General features: G+C 55.0%; 13 protein-coding genes and 1 pseudogene. 6 read left to right on the top strand and 8 right to left on the bottom strand.

Annotated elements, in window-relative coordinates:
* Positions 1–71: 71 nt before the first annotated feature.
* The 3 genes and pseudogenes from ACR0AJ_RS19650 to ACR0AJ_RS19660 all read right to left on the bottom strand — a co-directional run bounded on the left by ACR0AJ_RS19650 (position 72) and on the right by ACR0AJ_RS19660 (position 2,250).
* Complete coding sequence (locus tag ACR0AJ_RS19650; RefSeq protein ID WP_170351982.1) at positions 72–1,091, bottom strand: AraC family transcriptional regulator; 1,020 nt, start codon at positions 1,089–1,091, stop codon at positions 72–74.
* Between the two features lie 128 nt (positions 1,092–1,219).
* Positions 1,220–2,005 (bottom strand): annotated as a pseudogene (locus ACR0AJ_RS19655) (acetyl-CoA C-acyltransferase); the annotation flags it as partial.
* Between the two features lie 35 nt (positions 2,006–2,040).
* Positions 2,041–2,250 carry an enoyl-CoA hydratase/isomerase family protein gene (locus ACR0AJ_RS19660; RefSeq protein ID WP_254440287.1) on the bottom strand — a complete coding sequence of 70 codons (210 nt, stop codon included), beginning with the start codon at positions 2,248–2,250 and terminating at the stop codon, positions 2,041–2,043.
* A gap of 1,670 nt (positions 2,251–3,920) precedes the next feature.
* Here ACR0AJ_RS19660 and ACR0AJ_RS19665 point away from each other — a divergent pair.
* The 3 genes from ACR0AJ_RS19665 to ACR0AJ_RS19675 all read left to right on the top strand — a co-directional run bounded on the left by ACR0AJ_RS19665 (position 3,921) and on the right by ACR0AJ_RS19675 (position 6,859).
* Positions 3,921–5,483, top strand: a complete 1,563-nt coding sequence (locus tag ACR0AJ_RS19665) for an arylsulfatase (RefSeq protein ID WP_480741693.1) — start codon at positions 3,921–3,923, stop codon at positions 5,481–5,483.
* 127 nt (positions 5,484–5,610) lie between these two features.
* A complete protein-coding gene (locus ACR0AJ_RS19670) occupies positions 5,611–5,985 on the top strand; it encodes a DUF4345 domain-containing protein (RefSeq protein ID WP_170379775.1) in 375 nt (124 codons plus the stop codon).
* A 16-nt stretch (positions 5,986–6,001) separates the two neighbouring features.
* The gene (locus tag ACR0AJ_RS19675; protein WP_170414467.1) at positions 6,002–6,859 is read left to right on the top strand and encodes a DUF302 domain-containing protein; all 858 of its coding nucleotides are present in this window, start codon (positions 6,002–6,004) and stop codon (positions 6,857–6,859) included.
* A 162-nt stretch (positions 6,860–7,021) separates the two neighbouring features.
* Here ACR0AJ_RS19675 and ACR0AJ_RS19680 read toward each other — a convergent pair whose 3' ends face one another.
* Positions 7,022–7,888, bottom strand: coding sequence for a LysR family transcriptional regulator (locus ACR0AJ_RS19680; RefSeq protein WP_480741695.1), 867 nt, complete (start codon positions 7,886–7,888; stop codon positions 7,022–7,024).
* A 95-nt stretch (positions 7,889–7,983) separates the two neighbouring features.
* Between ACR0AJ_RS19680 and ACR0AJ_RS19685 the strand changes: the two genes are divergently transcribed.
* Entirely contained in the window at positions 7,984–9,291 is a 1,308-nt protein-coding gene (locus ACR0AJ_RS19685; protein WP_170362755.1) for a serine hydroxymethyltransferase, read from the top strand.
* 339 nt (positions 9,292–9,630) lie between these two features.
* Here the strand turns inward: ACR0AJ_RS19685 and pcaF are convergent, their stop codons facing one another.
* Complete coding sequence (pcaF, locus tag ACR0AJ_RS19690) at positions 9,631–10,833, bottom strand: 3-oxoadipyl-CoA thiolase (protein ID WP_480664400.1); 1,203 nt, start codon at positions 10,831–10,833, stop codon at positions 9,631–9,633.
* A gap of 378 nt (positions 10,834–11,211) precedes the next feature.
* Positions 11,212–12,636, bottom strand: coding sequence for a phage head spike fiber domain-containing protein (locus tag ACR0AJ_RS19695; RefSeq protein WP_480741697.1), 1,425 nt, complete (start codon positions 12,634–12,636; stop codon positions 11,212–11,214).
* Positions 12,637–13,233: 597 nt separating this feature from the next.
* Here ACR0AJ_RS19695 and ACR0AJ_RS19700 point away from each other — a divergent pair.
* Positions 13,234–15,318 carry a GumC family protein gene (locus tag ACR0AJ_RS19700; RefSeq protein ID WP_480649251.1) on the top strand — a complete coding sequence of 695 codons (2,085 nt, stop codon included), beginning with the start codon at positions 13,234–13,236 and terminating at the stop codon, positions 15,316–15,318.
* Between the two features lie 188 nt (positions 15,319–15,506).
* A complete protein-coding gene (locus ACR0AJ_RS19705; protein ID WP_480649249.1) occupies positions 15,507–16,268 on the top strand; it encodes a glycosyltransferase family 2 protein in 762 nt (253 codons plus the stop codon).
* 200 nt (positions 16,269–16,468) lie between these two features.
* Here ACR0AJ_RS19705 and ACR0AJ_RS19710 read toward each other — a convergent pair whose 3' ends face one another.
* Both ACR0AJ_RS19710 and ACR0AJ_RS19715 read right to left on the bottom strand, forming a co-directional pair.
* Positions 16,469–18,295, bottom strand: coding sequence for a BCCT family transporter (locus tag ACR0AJ_RS19710; RefSeq protein ID WP_170351972.1), 1,827 nt, complete (start codon positions 18,293–18,295; stop codon positions 16,469–16,471).
* A gap of 121 nt (positions 18,296–18,416) precedes the next feature.
* On the bottom strand, positions 18,417–19,424 hold the full coding sequence (locus ACR0AJ_RS19715; RefSeq protein WP_480741712.1) for an Ldh family oxidoreductase: 1,008 nt from the start codon (positions 19,422–19,424) through the stop codon (positions 18,417–18,419).
* Positions 19,425–19,456 lie beyond the last annotated feature (32 nt).

The following is a 19,456-nucleotide window of genomic DNA, read 5'->3' on the forward strand; positions in this document are numbered from 1 at the left end:
TTAGCGAGCCAGCCCGTTAAGCTCTATCTCGTGCGCTGACAGATAATTGTCCAAAAGTGACAAATGGCCGCTTATGTTTGTGATTTGCGGTATGAGCTGGGCGTGCTTCCGGTCCAGCGTTGAAAGGCCCGGTGGAAATTGGCCGCCGACGAAAATCCGACATCATGTGCGATGGCTTCAACGCTTTTGCGCCCCGCCTGAAGATCACGGATTGCGATGTCGCGCCGCAGGGCATCCTTTATGGCCTGAAACGACGTGCCATCCGCGTGTAGCCTGCGGATCAGGGTGCGCGGGGTCATGTGCATTGCGGATGCTGTCTGTGTTAAGGTCGCCGAATCCCAACCTGTCTGACCCAGATACGTGCGCACCCGCAGCGATTGGGTGTGTTCGCGGGAAGAGGTAAAAATCCAGTCTCGCGGCGCGTTTTGCAAAAACCGGTCAAGATCAGCTGTGCTTCGAGTCTGCACAGGGCCCATTACATTCGGATCAAACGCGATGGCGGTGGCGGGTTGGCCAAACCGCAGCGGTGCAGGAAAGATAATCGCGTAATCCTGATCAAAGTCCGGGCGATCAAACGCGAAATCAACGGCCTTAACCGGAACCTCATGCCCTGCCAGCCAAGACATGAGCCCGTGGGCAAGTTTGAGGATCAGCATATGTCCAAACCGCTGAAGCGGCACTTCGCCTTGTGGTTTCAGGGTAAGCACCAACGCGTTGTCGGCGTCCTCCAGATCAAACTGATAATCATCCAGCAACAAGTTCCAGAACGTTGAAAACCGGTAGAGCGCCGATGCAAGAGACGTGGCTTCCCTGACAGTGGTCAGAAGATGTTGTAGGGCCCTCGGCCGGACGGGTCTGCTCCAAAGCCCCATCATCTCATCACCGGTCTCGACTGCGGCAAGTTGATAGAGGCAAACGATCTGATCCAGCGTGACGCGACCATTCGGCGAGCGCGTATCCGCGTTCAGACCGGACCGGCTAAGCAGCGACGCCATCTGCGCCTCTGGGCACAGGGCACGCAGCGCCGCCAGCCAGTCATCGACAAACTGGCTGGAAACCGTGGAAAGGATCGTTGGCGTGACATTGGTCATAACGCTTCAGGAGGTATCACCAATTCCGGTCGACATGAAATGCAGGCTTGCAGATGGCGGCTTTCGCAGATGACAGAATGTCAATGACTCAACCAGATAACGCTCTGCTTGAACTCATTTCAGTGTGGTCAGGCGACTTCGAACAGTGCTGCGGCGCCCATGCCTCCGCCGACACACATGGAGGTCACCACGTATTTCACGCCACGACGCCTCCCCTCAATCAGAGCATGCCCGACTTGTCTCGCACCTGTCATGCCGTAGGGGTGGCCAATCGATATTGCACCGCCGTTCACGTTGTAGATTTCGGGATTGATCCCAAGATGGTCACGGCAATACAGAACCTGGCAGGCAAAGACTTGGTTAAGCTCCCAAAGGCCGATGTCTTCAATGCGAAGACCTGCATTCTTAAGCAGCTTTGGAATTGCAAAGATCGGGCCAACCCCCATCTCTTCCGGTGCGTTTCCTGCAACAGCCATGCCGCGATAGATACCTAGCGGTGTGAGGCCCTGCTGCTCAGCCACTTTGCCTTCCATGAGCACGCAAGCCGAGGCACCGTCAGAGAGTTGGCTTGCGTTTCCGGCAGTAATCACGCCTCCTTCGACAACCGGGTTCAATGCCCCAAGTGTTTCAGCCGTCGTGCCCGGCCGGTTGCCTCCGTCTTTTGACAAGGTCACCTCGTCCAGGGTTTCCTCTCCGGTTTCGCGGTTCTTGACCCGCTTTATCGCAGTGATCGGAACGATCTCGTCACCAAAGGCGCCAGCGGCCTGAGCCCGGGCGGTCCGACCTTGGGAAAGTGCAGCGTATTCATCCTGGGCGTCACGACTGATCCCATAGGTCCGCGCCACATTTTCCGCCGTCATCAGCATCGGCATATAGGCATGTTCAGATTGGTCGAAAACGTTTGGATCATTTGCGTTGCCGCTTCCAGCCCGGCAATCCGTGGCAGCCTTTAGGTGCCCCCGGCGCCTGGCAGCAGCCCCAGCTTGATCTCTGGCAGCCCCATCAATGCATCCGGCGTGGCGACACGGTAATCACAGGCAAGTGCGATCTCCAGCGCGCCGCCCATCGCGGGACCTGCTATCGTGGCGATAATGGGTTTCTTCCTGGTTTTAATCGTTACACACAGGTCTGGCAGGTCCGGCTTGTCCCAACCAGCCATATGTACCCGTCAAAAACGCAAACAACGCCAACAGGTAAAGGGCAGCGAATACGATGGTGGTTATTCTACAAACCAAGTCGAGCTTTACACAGAACGAGTCAGTGCTGCGCAACCGTACTCAGCTACGCACCAAACTGGTCACAGAGCGCCTTCGTCGCCAAGGAACTCGATACCAGCTGTCGCGCCATCACTGTAAGCAATACAATTCCAAGGAGCACGGTCCTCGCCAACGCCGACGGTTACTTGTGTTCCCGCCTCGCTAAACGCAGACGACAGCACCACAACTTGCGAATTGTTCGTCGTATTGGCGACATCTCGCAGACATGCCTGCTGGGCAGGAGTCAGTTCTGAGGACGCAGTAGAGCTGCCAGTATCTTCACATGCTGCAACGGTTAGAGACCCAATTAGTACAGCTGTGGGGGTCATAAATCTCTTCATTTTTTTTCCCTCGTTGGTTCTGCCTAACATTTGGTCAAAGATGCACTACAAAATCAACTATTCGATTGTGTCGACATTTCTGCGCGATAGCGGGCGCTAAACGGGAATGATCTCTTTCGATGGCAAGAGTCTTTCGGGCGGCAGGTCCATTCAAGCTTCCGTTTTGGGCACGATGCATGCCGTAGCTGAAGCACTCTAGAATGACGATAACGCGGGACTAAGCCGCCTTTTACACGGCCGTCAATTTAAGCCGGAAAACCTCGTCTCATGATCAGAGCTTTTTGCATTTACTAACTTTCTGAACGGTGTTGTGAATTTTGGCGTAAAATCACAAGCCGTTTTGCGGAATATCTTTATATCGGCTGTGTTCCTGCGCGGGCGTAAAGTCCCGAACAGACAAATAGACTGGTCTGTCCCATGACCAGACTATCCCCGCGTTGCCAATCATCCCAGATTAGGGTGACGCGGGGAACTTTAAATCCAAGCGGCGGTCCTTGCCGTATTGAGCTTAACCCAATCCAATAGTGATTTGTGAGGGGGTAACGAGTTACGGCCTCGCCATTGTGCGGGGCCTTTTTTGTTAAAGGTAAAAAAGGCCAGCTTCACAATGCGGATCCACTCACACACTTGCATTGCGAAGCTGGCAAACAACTCTCCTACAGGGGGATGGTTAGTAGGAGGTGGCAGCACAATTATGGGACTGTGCAAGGCGAAATAACTACAGAATGACAGGATGCGCTAGGCGTTCATCGGTATAGGTTGGGTATCCGAAAGTATAGTTACACTCGAACAAGCTTAATCTGCGGTGCCAGCTTCGAAACACCCTCTCCGCACGGTGCAAAAAAGCTATACACCAGAACTTGCGGAAGGAGATGCCCGCCGGAGACGGCGGCATAGATAGGATATCTGACGTATTTTATGAAAACTGGAAGCGCCCAAAGCAGCTAGATACCCATTTTTTTCGGTTTTTCCGAGAGTTTACTACTGATGGCTTGGCCTAACTCACAATTCTGGCTCTTTTGGTAGGCGCCAAACTTGACACAAAAGGAAGGTCTGTATTGGGCTCGAACCCGTTGTTCGCTAAATCGCGACGAGTGTATGTTTGCAGACTTTGCGGCCGAAGATGTTTTAACACAAGATATGTTTGGCCTGATAAGTTAACGAATTAAACTGTTCCTCCAAGCCGATGTTTTTCCTATCGTTGGTGAGAAATTGCGTGTCGGGAGGTCTTAATGAACAAGCTTATCTCAGTAGCGGGTGCGGTCTGCTTTGCTTTAACAGGAGCTTGGGCCGACGAGCATGCCCCGCCCAACATTCTTGTCATCATGGCAGATGACGTGGGTTGGGCGAGCGTCGGCGTTTACCACGGAGGTGTCAAAAGCATCGAGACGCCGAACTTGGATCGCCTCTCGTCTGAGGGCGCTCGTCTCACAGATTATTATGCCGAGCCAAGTTGTACTGCCGGTCGATCAGCTTTCATGACCGGACAGTTGCCTATTCGGACTGGTATGCACACGGTAGGGCTGCCGGGGGATCCGATAGGGTTAAACCCAGATGATCCGACGCTTCCGATGTTCTTGAAAAAGTTGGGATACACGACGGGCCAGTTCGGTAAAAACCACTTGGGCGATCTCAACGAGTTCCTACCGACTACAAAAGGTTTCGACGAGTATTGGGGTTGGCTTTATCACTTGAATGCCATGGAATATACGTCTGATCCGGATTGGCCAGACGACCCAGAATTCAACGCGCAATTCGCGCCGCGCAACATCATTCATTCTTTCGCCACAGACGAGGAGGACGAAACAGTCGATCCGCGATTTGGAAAAGTCGGGAAGCAGCGCATCATTGACGATGGGCCTGCGCCGCCGGAACGCCAAAAGACTTTGGACGACGAAGTGACATCTTACACAAAGGACTTCATTTCTCGAGCAGTAGAGTCGGATACCCCCTTCTTTGTCTGGATGGCACCTGCCCGGGCACATGTCTGGACTCACCTCAGCCCCGAATACGAAGCTATGTTGGGCAATGGGCGCGGACTTCAGGATGTGGTTATGAAGGAGTTGGACAACAACGTTGGTAACGTTCTCGACCACCTTGAGGATCTAGGAGTTGCTGAAAATACAATAGTGATGTTCACCGCCGACAATGGCCCGGAAACACTAACGTGGCCCGACGGTGGTACGACTCCTTTTCACGGGGAAAAGGGTACTACCTGGGAAGGTGGATTTAGGGTTCCTGCGATTATTCGCTGGCCGGGCAAAATTCCTGAAGGACAGGTTTTGAACGGTATCTTCAGCGGCATGGACTGGATGCCAACACTTGTAGCTGCGGCTGGAGGTCCCACAGACCTGAGAGAAAAACTCCTAAAGGGCTATGAAGGCTACAAAGTGCACCTCGATGGTTACAACCAGCTATCTTACCTCACCGGTGAGGATGAAGAGAGCAACCGCCGCGAGTTGATTTACTATCAGGGTACGGACCTCCAAGCCGTACGCTACAACGATTGGAAGGCGCATTTTGTCGTTCAAAACCACGGCTGGTCAGGACCGAAGGAAGAATTGGTCGCCCCCTTGCTTTTCAACCTTCGCCGCGATCCTTACGAGAAAGCTGCGGAGGAAAGCGGGATGTACGTCCGCTGGATGGGTGAGAAAATGTGGGCATTCGGCCCGGCCGCCCGACTAGTGCAGGCACATCTCGCTACCTTCGAGGAGTTCCCTCCGCGCGGGAAACCGGTCGCCAATCAAGACCATGTTGAAGAACAGACATCAACCGAAGGCGGCATCTCTCAGTAGAGGAAGCGAGGCAACCAATACGCCTTTCTCACTGCGGCGTGGGCATCCGGCTCGGATCATCGGATGCCCCAGAAAACCGATTAGGAATTTTGCAAAAAAGCGAAACCTCTACGAGAAGGATTCCTCCATGAGTGTTAGATTAGTCCTTCTGCTTGCTGCCGTTGGCCTCGTGCCAATCGCGTTATCATACGGTCTGATACCCGGCAGTTCGATTCCAGCTTTGCTGGGATTTCCGGTGGAAGGGACCAACCAAACCCACGTGTTCCGCGCGATTATGGGTCTTTACCTCGCAAACGCGTTGTTTTGGTTGGCGGCCGCTTTGAAACCAGAATTACAACGCCCCGCGCTGTGGGTTCTTTTTTTGTTTATGTCGGGACTGGCCGTTGGACGCATACTAAGCATTCTTATCGATGGAGTTCCAAACGGGTTACTTCTATTTTATCTTGCGGCCGAGATAGCTTTTGCAGCTCTGGCGGCGGTTTCCCTGAGAAAAGTACAATGAAACAGGAAGTGTTAAAGTGCTGAGGTTTTTCTTTGTTCTCTCGATGATTACAACTGCGTCGGTTTCGACATCCGGTCTGGCACAATCGTCATCTGTCCAGACTGCGGTGGACAAAAATTTTTTAGAACTTGAGACTGCCGTTGACGAGGCGGGGCCTACTCCAATCGCATCGATAGACCACTCGCGTCTGGCTAAAGCCGAAGGTGTAGAAATGCCCGCGTCTCGTGTGCTCATTTTCTCTGATCCTGAGATAAACACACCCATTCTGAAAGAGACCGTGCGAGCAGGTTTGGACCTTCCTTTTCGCGTTCTTTCCTTCGATCAGGATGATCGCCCGCAGATTACCTACACGGACTCCCAGTTTCTCAAAATCCGGCATGGGCTCACGGACGCGTCTTCGGTGCGTGTATTTCAGAGCAAGATGCTCGAAGTTTTAAACGACTTGGATGCAACACCAGCGCCGACCAACGGGTTGTTTGCCGACTATGGCGTCATCGAACTGCGATCTCAGCTCAGCGTACCAGAGGCAGTCGAACGTCTCAGGACAGCTGTGATGGGACAGGACGATACTGTCTGGTTTGGGGAAATCGATTTTGCGACCGAAGCATCCCAACTAGGGGTGGAACTGCCGGATGCAGTTCTCTTACTGTTCGGCGGACCAGCACCCGGTGGCGTAGCTATGGCGGGCTTTCCGGCAATTGGTTTGGATGCCTTTTGCCAAAAACTTTTGGTTTACGCGAATGAAGAAGGCGGCTCCGTAGTCATATTCAATGACATCGCTGCCCTCGCGGAGTTGCACTACGGTTTTTCAGCCGAACCTCATCACGGATTGAACAAACGGCTTACCGCAACATTTCGCACGGCAATTGAGTAGCCGCTGTTTGGAAAACGCACTAGAAACCCGTTACCGATTGGCCATCTTTTCGTCGTCCGCTTTGGGCTCTTCTTCCTCTTGGGACACATCGCAGAGAAAGGCCGGTGCGAGCCCAAACCTACGAAATGCTGCACCACGCTCGAATGGGGGCCTTGGGAACTTCTAGTAAAGCAGCGAAACGACTTGATCAGTTTCGGGTCTTCGCCTCGAGTCTTCGGGCAGTCGAGCGCACAAATGACGCCCCGTATGGCAGGTACGCTCGCTGGTACGTTTCAGCGAACCGTTCGCGAGCGCTTCTTCGATCAGGCACAGGTGCCCGATCAAGACGCCGGCACCGGCTTTGGCCTCTTCCACGGCAAGGCTGTAGAGGGAAAACTTCGGACCGTGTATCGGATCGCTTGTGGGCGTGGATGTCGCCTTTGACCAAACGGCCCAGTCATCTGCCCATGTCTGGTCGTGCAGAAGCGTCGTTGTCTCGAAGTCTACGACCCGTTCATGAAGCGCGGGCGCGCACACCGGTACAATCTCATCGGCACAAATTGAGACCTGATCGGGCGATCCATCGGGCACATCGAAGAAAATCGCCAAATCGAACAGTTCTCTCGACAGGCTCGGCGGGGTTTCCATGGCGGTGACCGAGAAGTTGATCATGGGCAATTGCGCTCTGACCTTGCTCAGTCTTTTCGGCAACCAAAGCTGAGCGACGGAAGGAAGGGCTGCGATGTGAAAATCCACGTCTGGGCCAAGATTGCGCAAGGCGCGCGTTGCATCCGCCAACGCGTCAAAGGCAGATGTGAACCTTGAGATCAGCGATGCTCCGGCCTTCGTCAACTCCACCCCTTGGGCGTTACGGCGAAAGAGTGACATGCCTGCCCAATCTTCCAACGTCTTGATATGCTGAGAGATCGCGCCGGGAGTGACGCAAAGCTCATCCGCAGCCGCAACAAAACTCACATGTCGCGCAGCAGCTTCAAATGCCCGCATGGCGTTCAGCGGTGGGCCCTTCGGGCGTTTGGGGGCGACGCTCATTTCTTAGCCTTAGTTTTTCTACGCCCAGAAATAGCAAATCTGCTTTGCGCTGTCACGCTCAAGGCGCCAGATTGGAGCAAACAGGAGGATGGCGTATGACACTTGCACAACGAAACTGGGTTCCCATAACAAGTGAAACTCTGGTTCAGGACATTGCCAACAAGGCTGCGTCCACGTCCTCGGCCGATCTTCTGGCCCGGGTTCAGACACTCGCTGAGCGGAACCGTGTGATCCACGAGGAAGAATGCTTCAACCTCAATCCGGCGACCAATGTTATGAACCCCAAGGCAGAGGCGCTCTTGTCGTCAGGTATCGGATCGCGTCCGTCCTTGGGCTATCCCGGTGACAAGTATGAAATGGGATTGGAGGCGATCGAAGAAATCGAGGTTATCACCGCCCAGCTTTGCGCAGAGGTGTTCGATGCCAGTTTCGCAGAGGTCCGCGTGCCCTCTGGCGCGATTGCCAACCTGTATGGCTTCATGGCGACCTGCAAACCGGGTGACACGATTATCGCTCCGCCCGCGTCGATTGGCGGGCATGTGACGCACCATATCGCGGGCTGTGCGGGGCTTTATGGCCTGCGCACGGTCGAGGCTCCCGTAAACAAGGATGGCTACACGGTCGATCTGGATCAGCTTCGCGCATTGGCCCTGGCCGAACGACCCAAGCTGATCACCATCGGCGGCAGTCTGAACTTGTTTGAGCACCCCGTGGCCGACATTCGTACCATCGCGGACGAAGTCGGCGCTAAGGTCATGTTCGACGCTGCCCACCAATGCGGGATCATAGCGGGGCGGGCGTGGTCGAACCCGCTGAAGGAAGGCGCGCATTTCATGACGATGAGTACCTACAAAAGCCTTGGGGGACCGGCCGGGGGACTGATCGTCACCAACGATGCCGAGATCGCAAAGGCGCTGGATGCCATCGCGTTCCCCGGGATGACTGCCAACTTCGATGCTGCGAAGACGGCCGCTCTTGCGGTGACCATGCTGGATTGGAGGGACTTTGGGAAAGCCTATGCCAGGGGGATGATCGCAATGTCGCAAGCATTGGCGACCGCATTGGACACAGAGGGCGTTCCGGTCTTTGCTGGGGCCGAAGGCTTTACGAACTCCCACCAGTTCGCCGTATTGGCCGAACCCTTTGGAGGCGGTCAGGCGGCGTCGAAAAAGCTGCGCCCGAATGGGTTTCTAGCTTGCGGCATCGGACTGCCATTGGCCGTGGTTGACGGCGATATGAACGGATTGCGCATTGGCACGCCAGAACTGGTCCGTTGGGGCATTACGACGGCCGATGCAGGTCAGCTTGCCGCGCTAATTAAACGCGGTCTCAACGGCGAATATGTTGGAGAAGAGGTGGCGTCTTGGAGGCGAAACTTTGACACTCTCTGCTTTGTTCACTGAGACAGAAAGCGGACATTTGTGCATTCTTGGCGAACGTCAAGAAAGTTCGCGTCTCGTTGGTCCGATCGGCTTGCGGCGAATGCTTTTGGTTACATTCCTTCCGGAATTGTCACTGTTCCTCCCGAAGATGCTTATGGGCTTCCAATAGTGACGCAATAATCTGGAAGCTGGTTGCGCCGGAGTCGAAAGGCTCCGGCGTTATTCTATTTTGAAACATCTATTTAGTGTTGGATCGCCCCGAGGTTGAGGCAAAGGAGTTACGCACCGGACACCTGCATTGAAACCTCCATCGGCCAGTTTTTCCTACGTCCTCAGCTCTACCGAGCTTTCGTAAATCGATCAGACGGCTTCCAGCGCGATGGCGATACCCTGACCAACACCAACGCACATGGTGGCCAGCGCGCGTTTGTGGCCACCTAACGACAGCTCCAGTGCCGCCGTTCCAGCGATCCGGGCCCCGGTCATGCCCAGCGGGTGCCCTAAAGCAATGGCTCCGCCATTTGGATTCACATGCGCGCTATCCTCGGCCAGACCTAGGGCGCGCAGAACTGCGATACCTTGCGCGGCAAAAGCCTCATTCAGTTCAACCACGTCGAAGTCTTCGGGATTCAGGCCCAAACGGGCGCACAGCTTTTGCGTGGCCGGGATCGGACCGATACCCATAATCCGAGGTGCCACACCCGCCGACGCCCCGCCAACGATGCGGGCCATCGGGGTCAGTCCGTATGTCCTGGCGGCCTCAGCCGAGGCGATGATCAGCGCGGCAGCCCCGTCATTGACGCCCGAGGCGTTGCCAGCCGTGACTGTTCCACCATTACGGAAAGGCGCGGGCAGGTTGGTCAATTTTTCCAGCGTCGTGCTGCGGGGATGCTCATCGGTTGCAAACAGAACTGGATCGCCTTTTCGCTGCGGCAGTTCGACCGGAGTAATTTCCTGTGCCAGCCGACCCGACGCGATAGCTTTGGCCGCGCGCTCTTGACTGCGAAGCGCGAATGCGTCCTGCGCGTCACGCGTCACATTGAAATCCTCGGCGACGTTCTCAGCAGTTTCCGGCATGGAGTCGACACCGTACTGTGACTTGATCACCGGGTTGATAAAACGCCAGCCAATGGTGGTGTCATAAACAGCATTCGCTCGTGAAAAGGCGCTTTCGGCCTTGGGCATAACAAAGGGTGCGCGCGACATGCTCTCAACCCCGCCAGCGACCACCAGGTCGGCATCACCACAGCGGATCGCCCGCGCGGCATTGATCACAGCATCCATACTGGACCCACACAGGCGGTTAATGGTCGTACCGGGGACAGCCACAGGCATGCCCGCAAGCAGCAATGACATGCGCGCCACGTTGCGATTATCTTCACCGGCCTGGTTGGCGCAACCGAATATCACGTCATCGACAGCATCCCAGTCAACGCGTGGATTGCGCGCCATCAAGGCACGTATAGGAACCGCGCCCAAATCGTCAGGGCGTACCGGGGCCAGAGTACCACCAAAACGGCCGATCGGCGTTCGTGTATAATCGCAGATATAGGCTTCGGTCATTGAGTTCACTTTCCTGCATGAGCCGTGGCGACATGGGAAACGGGTCGTTCGAAACGTAGGCTCGAGAGTATTTAAAAACAGTTTGAAAAAAATGGGAAATCCGAAATTTAACTTGTCCAGAATTTCTGGGCTGGTCATTCGATTACATAGAGAGGTGGCGCGGCCGTCTGACATTCGGCTGCACTTGTCTTGTTTCGGCCGACAAACAAGAGCGCTGACCGATCCCAGACCTGGCCAATCAGCGGACGGCAATTCGCCCAACCATGGCCCGAGTTTAAACCCGCGCATTGGTTTCGGTTTGGCGGAATACCTCCTGCGGTCAACCGCAAGAGGTGATTTCTAAGCAAATCCACTCATCGTAGAGTACCAGTTTGCGCTTTAACTCCTGACCGCCGCCCTCAGCTCAAGAAATTTCCGCAATTGTTCCGTTTCCGGTCCTGACAATGCGCGTCCAATTGCGCCATAGGCATAAAGAGACGCACCACCCGGCACCACCCTGTTACCCGCCCCGATGAGCTGGCCGCCACGGATCGTGACCCCGTTCTCATCTGCCCAAAATTCAGTGACGTCCGATCCCAGGTCAGGGAACTCAACGACAAGTTCGTCGTCAATTTGATCACTCGAAAGATACCAGAAAGCGCGCTGTCCAGATTCAGTGACGTCATACTGATTGATACGGTTCTGGTACGGTGTCGGTGCGGATCCGATTTCAAGCTGAGCCTGTGCAAGCAGAATGCCCTTCACACCATCCCCCAGAACATCGACCCCCATTTCCTCTCGGGGTCGAAGATAGAGGTTTTTGTTGCCCGTGCCGTTGTAGTCCAATTGTGTGGATACCCGGAAAAGACCGCTGCCAAGGCTTTCAACATAAGCTGAACCGGACAGGATTGCGCCCGTCGTCAAATCGACTTCGAAGGCCGCGCGCGACGCAGCAAACCCGTCGCCACCGATAAAGTGCAGGATTGGATATTCCGCCGCCGAGGCGACAACAGAGAATGTAACAGTCTGTTTGGCTTGGACAGCCGAAGGCAGGGCAACAAATGTCAGACCACTTTGGCCGACCCTCGCGGCCAGTTTCACCATCTCTATTTCTGGCAATCCCAGTGCAGTCGCAGTAAGAGATCCAGCACTATCGTTCCACCCTGCGAAACTCGCAGAGTTGTCCATCAAGTTCCTGATCCCACTCATCGGGTGCCGGGCAAGAAAAGGGCGCTGGTCGTCATTAAATTTCTGCGCGGCGTGGTATCCGGGAATGCTACGGGCCGCTATATCAGCAATGGTTATATCCGTCGGTCCCGATCGCCGCTTGATGCTAAGGTATTCTACCTTCGATTGTATAATAACGCTGTGCCGGCCTATTGTGGTAGGCAAGGGCGGGTTGCCCGTCACACCGCTGATAGACAGGCCACCAAAGCCATATGCGGTCACTGTATATTCTAGTCGGTACCATTCTCCGACCGTTAAAATATCAGTCTGCACGACGTTTGAATACGACCCATCGGGTGAGTGGATGCGCACTTGTCCGTTTGAAATGGTTGCATCACCGTTCGTATTCCAATGAGCCTCACCATCGTTTAACCCCCCGTCCGTGACAGCGTCAGGGCCAGGTTTAAGATCGTTCGATTTATCCAGCATCAACCCCACCGGTTGACCCGGACCCAGTATGGGCATCGTCCCTGCCCAGTTCTGAAACAGTGAGCGCATATCGGCGGGGTCGAGCCAAAGCGACGGGTTCAAGTTTTTAATACCGCCAGGACCATTGCGCGTCGCCAATGATGTGATGGAAAGGCCAAGATTAATCATTATTAACAACCCCTTTCACTTCATCGGTTGTTTGATGCCTGGGTTGATTGACAAAGGCTGGTTCAGCCTTGCTGGCAATTACTGCGCGGGACATTCTGTTGATCTCCAACTTATTGGATTGGTGCGACTTCATTGGATGAGATGCCAATTTGCCCTCAGATTTCCGTAGCTGCGTGTTCAGAAACCCGGGCTTTGCGGGTACTCATTCTCACTTGATGCATGACGTTAGCATTCAGTCATGGGTTGAGACTTGATCGTTCTTCACCCGGAATAATTTTCTAAGATTATTGATTTTTAATTAGGCGACCGTACGGGTTGATCGGAAGTCATGCGCCCATAGTCAGATAAGGGGGAAGTGGCTAGAAGCCTGGTTTGAACCGACCCAAACAGCAGTCATGAAATGCAGGGGCAAGGTGGTTTTCACCGCGGCTTTTTGAACTGGCAGTTTGGCATACGGGCGGGCCTTTATTTATGCGCTGGAACCTTGTAGAGAGCGGCTTCAAACGCGTTTCGCGTGTATCCGGCATTTGGGATAAATTATTTGATATGAAGCAATCTCCAATACACGAAGCACAGTTCAATTCGAGCCGGTCACCAATGGGTGACGCGCCAGAAGATGACGTGGTCGATTTAGGAGTTTTGATAGGCACATTATGGCGTGGAAAGTGGATCATTGCCCTGGCCACCGCCATAGCCATTTTGATCGGAGGGTATTACGCCTTTGTCGTCGCCGTGCCACTATACAGGTCGACTGCGGTGGTCATGCTGGAAACCGATCAAGCCAGCGTGGTTGACCTTCAAAGCGTAGTGGGCGGTCTGGCCGGAGACACCGCTGAAGTCAATTCCGAATTGGAAGTGCTGCAGTCCCGCGGCCTGATAGGCAAGGTCGTGGACAAGCTGGACCTCGTTTCTGATCCCGAGTTCAATTCCGATCTTCTGCCGGACTCGGCACTCGATGGAGTCAAACAGTTCGTAAAATTAGTGCTTGGCGCCGGAAGCGACCCCGAGCAGGTGGCCGAGGAATTGACCCAGCAGAAAACCCGGGACAGCGTGATTACTGCCCTGCTCAAGAAGCTCTCGGTCAAAATCGTGCCGCAAAGCTTGGTGTTCGAAGTTACGGTCGAGACGGAATCGGCACGCAAGTCAGCTCTGATAGCCGACACGATCGTCGAACTATACGTACTGAACCAGATCGAGGTAAAGTTTGAGGCCACCGAACAGGCGACGGCGTGGCTGACCGACCGTGTGGCCGAGCTGCAAGTCGAATTGGAAACGGCTGAGGCAAAAGTCAGCGACTTCAATGGGACGACTGCGCTGATCTCACCCGAAGCTCTACAGTTGCAGGAAGTGCAATTGAAAGATCTTCGTGAACGTCGTGTATCTGCCGAGGCAACCCGTGTCACGGCACAGTCCCGGTATGACGCACTGTCTTCCGCAGACAACCGCGCGGCTCAGGCTGAAGCCAGCCAGGACCCGCAGTTGCAACGTCTTTTCACGCAAATCGAGGATTCCGGTACGGGCGAGACAGTCTTTGACACCGCTTTTCAACGCCTTCTCGCGCGCACAGCGCTTGAAGTGCGGCGGTCGACGCAGCAGGTTCAGGCCCTGACACAATCGGCAGAAGACCTTGGGCAAAAGATCGCGCAGCAGAATGCGGACCTGATTACGCTGCAGCAATTGGTGCGTGAGGCCGAAGCGGTTCGGCTGCTTTATGAGTATTTTCTGGCACGGCTGAAAGAGACATCGGCGCAGGAAGGGATTCAAAAGGCGGATAGTCGGCAATTGTCACGCGCCGTTATTCCCAGCATCCCGACTTCGCCCCGAAAATCCCGAATGCTAATGCTCTCGGCCATACTGGGCCTCATGCTGGGCGGCGGGTTCGTCTTGTTGGCTGAAGCGCGACGCAAAGGCTATCGCTCTGCGCAGGATTTGGAACGCAAGACCGGCTACAGCGTTTTGGGTCAGATCCCGATCTTTCCTGCACGCGGGCGCCGCAAGGTTCTGGAATATCTGGCCGACAAGCCGTCCTCTGCCACGGCCGAGGCGGTGCGCAACCTGAGAACTTCGCTGATGCTGTCCAACGTGGACCGCCCGCCACAAGTTGTGGTTATGACCTCATCGCTGCCGGGCGAGGGGAAGACGACAAATTCACTGGCGTTGGCCCAGAACTTTGTCGGTATCGGCAAAAAGGTCTTGCTGGTCGAAGGCGATATCCGACGCCTGACCATGACAGCGCAGCTCAAGGGCGCACCCCAAAAAGGGATCGTGTCGGTTCTGTCCGGGGACGCCACGCCACAAGAGGTCATCTTTCAGGACCCGTTGCTGAACTGCGATATTCTGGCTGGTGAAGAGACCTCGGTGAATGCGGCGGACCTATTTGCATCAGAACGGTTCAAGGTTTTTCTGGACGACATGCGCAAGCTCTATGACGTCATACTGATCGACACGCCGCCAACATTGCTGGTATCCGACGCACGCCTGATTGCACGCAATGCGGATGCGGTGCTGCTGACCATCAAGTGGAATGACACATCCGCGCAAGACATCACCGAGGCAATGCGCCTGTTCCACACCGATAATCAGCGCTTAACCGGTCTTATTCTGGGTCAGATCAATGTCCAAAGCGCCAAGCATTACGGATATTCCTACGGAAGATATGCGTCCAAATATTACAGCGATTAAGGCTGTCAAAACGTCTTGGTTTAACGTGCGATTGACGTTTCAGTCGTTGCTGGCAGGACGGATCATTGCGGGGATGCAAAAAGGTAACCAGCCTCGCTTTCTGGTCGAACCTCAGCAAGGCTAAGTACGCTGCGGTTACGACGTTGTGAAAGATTGATATTCACGTTTGTTATTCTTTGGAATTATGCATGAAATTTTCTATCCTTACAGCAGTTTGGAACCGTGCGGCCACCCTTCCAGATGCCTTGCAAAGCCTGGATACACAAACCTACGACAACTACGAACATGTGGTTCAGGACGGAGGCTCTAGTGATGGCACGCTAGAGCTGCTCAATGCCCGAAACGATCCGCGTATGCGGCTGGTCAGTGAAACAGATCGGGGCCTTTACGACGCACTGAACCGCGCCACGGACCGAGCAACCGGTGATGTGGTCGGGTTGCTGCATTCTGATGACTTTTTTGCACATGCAGAGGTTTTGAATCGTGTTGCACAGGTCTTTGAGGAAACCGGCGCAGACGCGGTCTATGGTGATCTGGAATATGTGTCCGCGCGGGATTCCAACAAGGTGGTGCGCCATTGGGTTTCTGGACCCTATGGCCCGCACAATCTGAAACGTGGATGGATGCCACCACATCCGAGCTTATTTATCAAACGCGATGTCATCACGCGGTGGGGTGGTTATGATGACAGCTTCCAGATTTCAGCAGATTATGACAGCATACTGCGTTATTTCGGCCAGGGCCGCATTTCAGCAGCCTATCTTCCGGAAGTTTTGGCCAAGATGCGCCTTGGCGGGGCCAGCAACGGCAGCGTCCGTCGAATTTTCAGGAAATCGACGGAAGATTATAAGGCAATCCGGCGCAATCAGGTTGGCGGTGCGCCCACTCTGATCATGAAAAACGCGCGGAAGGTGCCGCAGCTATTTATGAATAAGCTGAGATCAAACTAGGCTTGCACAGCTCATGCTTCGGGGCGGGCAAAGTGATTTGGTTGACCACGTCTAGGTCCACGCGGGCGACCTACGCAGCCCTGTCGATACTGAACCCACCGCAAATTTACGATAGTTCCAGACCCATAATAAGAGCTGGACAGACGCAAAAAAAACGCCGCCCTAGGGGGCGGCGTTGCTGATTGGTTTATTGGCTTAGGTTATTCAGCTGCCTGTGTTCCGGCGTCTTCGTGCCTGTCCCGCTGCCCGTCGCGATAAAGCGCCTTGGCCAGAGAAATACACATCAAACCCATCACCATAGTGAACGGCAGCGCGCCGATGATCATCGCATTGCGCAATGCGTCCATCGGGTTGTTCTCACCCGCTGCCAAGATCAGCGCACCGATTACGGCGGTCAGAATCACACCCCAAATGATGCGATGTTTGACGCCGGTCTCCTGACTGCCACCCGACATGATTGTGTTCATCACCAAAATCCCGGAGTCCGCAGAGGTAACCAGGAAGGTCATGATCAGGATCACGCACATGACGTTCAGCATTGACAACAACCCACCGTCGATCATGTAGGACAAAGTCACGAACAGCTTGTTGGTGTTCGACGCCCCAATGATCGCGCCCTCGGCCGCGCCTGCCAGTTCCAGATCGATCGCGGTGCCGCCCAGGACTGTCATCCAGGCAAAGCACACCAATGCCGGTGCGAACACGCAACCCAGGATGAACTCACGCACGGTACGACCCTTTGAGATGCGTGCCAGGAACAAGCCAACGAACGGCGAGAACGCGATCCACCAAGCCCAATAGAACGTGGTCCAGCCCGACTGCCAACCAAACTGACGGCCCTGTTCACCGGCTGCATAAGCTGCGGCCAGAGTTGCTTCGTCCAGTTCAGCTGCTGCACCTTCCAGACCGCTCTTGAAGCCGTCAAAGCTGCCCCAGGCGTTGGTAGCACCCCCCATCAGGTCTGCCGCATGGGCCTGTGCTTCTGCGGGCAGTGCTGCAGCAAAAGCTTCTGCCGACAGCGGCCCATAGGCGCCAAAGCTCAGCGAGATGAAGTGGAAGATATAGTCGACCATCGCCGAACCATAGGTGGTCATTGCAAAGACAAACGAGCCGAACACCACAAAAGTTCCCAGCAGGATAATCGACAACACAAGGTTCAGGTTTGATAGATACTTAACCCCGCGGCCGACACCCGAAACCGCCGAAATGATCGAAAGTGCCATGATAACGACCAGACCCGCGATCAAGCCCACCTTGGATGGTGCCGGAACGTCTCCGCTCAGGTCCATTACCCATTGCATACCGGTGATCGCATAGACCCCGTCGATAAACTGGCTGACACCAAAACCAATGGTGACCGAAACACCCAGGATGGTCGCAACCACGCCCAAAACGTCAACCACATGACCAAGAAAACCGTTCATCAGCTTGCCGAACAGCGGCGTCAGCGCCGCGCGGATCGTCAGTGGCATGTTACGCGTATAGGCGTAGTAGGCCAGAGACAGGCCCGTCACCACATAGATCGCCCAGGCGTGAAAACCATAGTGCAGGAACGTATAGCGATAGGCCGATTGGATCGCCTCGGGTTCATTGCCCGGAACATCCCCGGCAACCACAACGGGGTTTGAGCCCCACAACCCCAACGGTTCGGCCGTTGCAAACACCATCAGGCCCACGCCAAGACCGGCCCCGAACATCATCGAGAACCACGAAAAGTTCGAAAACTCGGGCTTTTCTCCGGGTGTGCCCATGACACGCTTACCGGTGCCCGGAAGGATGGCCACCACCGCCAGAAACAAAAAGAAAAAGCCCACGATGATGACGTAAAAGCCGTTGAAGCTCTCCAGTAATTTGCCGTTCCAGCTGCCCAGGGTGCCGTTGGCATTGGCCGGAAAGACCAAAGCCCAAAGCACCAGAGCAACCATGATCGCCTTGCTTATCAGCGCAATCGGGACGCTGTAGTTCTCATAAAAACCATCATCCGCGGTCTTTATTTCTAAGTCCGTAAACGGTTCCTTTATCGACATCTCTGTTCTCCCTTGTCGGTAAATGGCCTTTTTTATTTTTCGAAGTGCGCCATTCCCGCCAAATCTATAGGGGGTGCGCATATCAGTTTGTTATTCTCCGTCCGTTTATTGCCCTTTCGCGTCACAAAAGCGCACGGATCTTTTCAAGAAGGGCAGCGTTCACTGCGACACCTTCCTTTGCAGCCCCTTCTCTGTATGTCGTGCGACCGTCGCCTGGCAGGCGGGCACCGTCTTGCGAGCGGACCGACTCGATAAGAGCGGCCAGCTTGTCCTGAAACAGCCCGCCCGAAGTCGCCTGTGGGTCAATGGCAATAAAGAATTGACCGGTTTTCGGCGGGCCACCAGCCGTACCCGAGAATGGGCTGGCCACGGAACCCAACGTCGCACCCGCCATCGCAGCAGCCATCAGTTCGACGGTCAGGGCAATGCCGACACCCTTGTAACCGCCCGATGGCACCATCGAGCCTTTCAGACCAGCCTCGGGGTCGGTGGTGGGTTGGCCATTGGCGTCCAGCACCCAGCCTTCGGGCACAGATTTGCCTTCGCGGGCGTGCTTCATCACCTCGCTCTTGGCAATTGTGCTGGCGGACTGATCGATCAGCAGCGCGGCATTGCCATCGGCATCGGGGGCGGAAATCGAAAATGGATTGGTGCCGACAACGGGTTTCGCGCCACCCGACGGGGCAATCGAGGCAGGGGCATTGGTAAATCCGATCCCAAGCAGCCCGGCCTGCGCCAACCGCTGTGTATGCACGCCCAGAACACCGCAATTATACGAGTTGTTGACAGCCAGAACTGCAACGCCTTGTTCACGCGCTAGCGGGATCAGTTTCTCGAACCCCAAATCAATAGCACTATGGGCAAAGCCAGTGGCGGCATCCACTGTGACAACGGCAGGGCGAGGCTGTGTGACCACCGGTTTTGCAGTGCCGTCCACCTTGCCACATTCGACATGCTGAGCGTAGATCGGAATATAAGCCAACCCGTGTGACGCCACCCCATCCGCTTCGGTCATTGCAGTGGCGACCGCCAAAGGACGCGCGTTTTCCTCGGATGTTCCGGCTTTGACAAGCGCGCGAAAGGCCAGGTCTTCAATCTCGGACAGTGACAGGGTTTCAGTGGCGATCATCATATATTCCCGTTCGTAAGAGTTGTAAGCGC

The organism is Ruegeria sp. CJ9, from assembly GCF_056536625.1.

What these genes read in the sequence shown, in the direction of transcription:
- ACR0AJ_RS19670 (WP_170379775.1), top strand. Translation starts at nt 5,611, where the DNA reads ATGAGTGTTAGATTAGTCCTTCTGCTTGCTGCCGTTGGCCTCGTGCCA.
- ACR0AJ_RS19660 (WP_254440287.1), bottom strand. Translation starts at nt 2,250, where the DNA reads ATGGCTGGTTGGGACAAGCCGGACCTGCCAGACCTGTGTGTAACGATT.
- pcaF (WP_480664400.1), bottom strand. Translation starts at nt 10,833, where the DNA reads ATGACCGAAGCCTATATCTGCGATTATACACGAACGCCGATCGGCCGT.
- ACR0AJ_RS19695 (WP_480741697.1), bottom strand. Translation starts at nt 12,636, where the DNA reads ATGATTAATCTTGGCCTTTCCATCACATCATTGGCGACGCGCAATGGT.
- ACR0AJ_RS19665 (WP_480741693.1), top strand. Translation starts at nt 3,921, where the DNA reads ATGAACAAGCTTATCTCAGTAGCGGGTGCGGTCTGCTTTGCTTTAACA.
- ACR0AJ_RS19705 (WP_480649249.1), top strand. Translation starts at nt 15,507, where the DNA reads ATGAAATTTTCTATCCTTACAGCAGTTTGGAACCGTGCGGCCACCCTT.
- ACR0AJ_RS19700 (WP_480649251.1), top strand. Translation starts at nt 13,234, where the DNA reads ATGGGTGACGCGCCAGAAGATGACGTGGTCGATTTAGGAGTTTTGATA.
- ACR0AJ_RS19680 (WP_480741695.1), bottom strand. Translation starts at nt 7,888, where the DNA reads ATGAGCGTCGCCCCCAAACGCCCGAAGGGCCCACCGCTGAACGCCATG.
- ACR0AJ_RS19650 (WP_170351982.1), bottom strand. Translation starts at nt 1,091, where the DNA reads ATGACCAATGTCACGCCAACGATCCTTTCCACGGTTTCCAGCCAGTTT.
- ACR0AJ_RS19685 (WP_170362755.1), top strand. Translation starts at nt 7,984, where the DNA reads ATGACACTTGCACAACGAAACTGGGTTCCCATAACAAGTGAAACTCTG.
- ACR0AJ_RS19715 (WP_480741712.1), bottom strand. Translation starts at nt 19,424, where the DNA reads ATGATCGCCACTGAAACCCTGTCACTGTCCGAGATTGAAGACCTGGCC.
- ACR0AJ_RS19710 (WP_170351972.1), bottom strand. Translation starts at nt 18,295, where the DNA reads ATGTCGATAAAGGAACCGTTTACGGACTTAGAAATAAAGACCGCGGAT.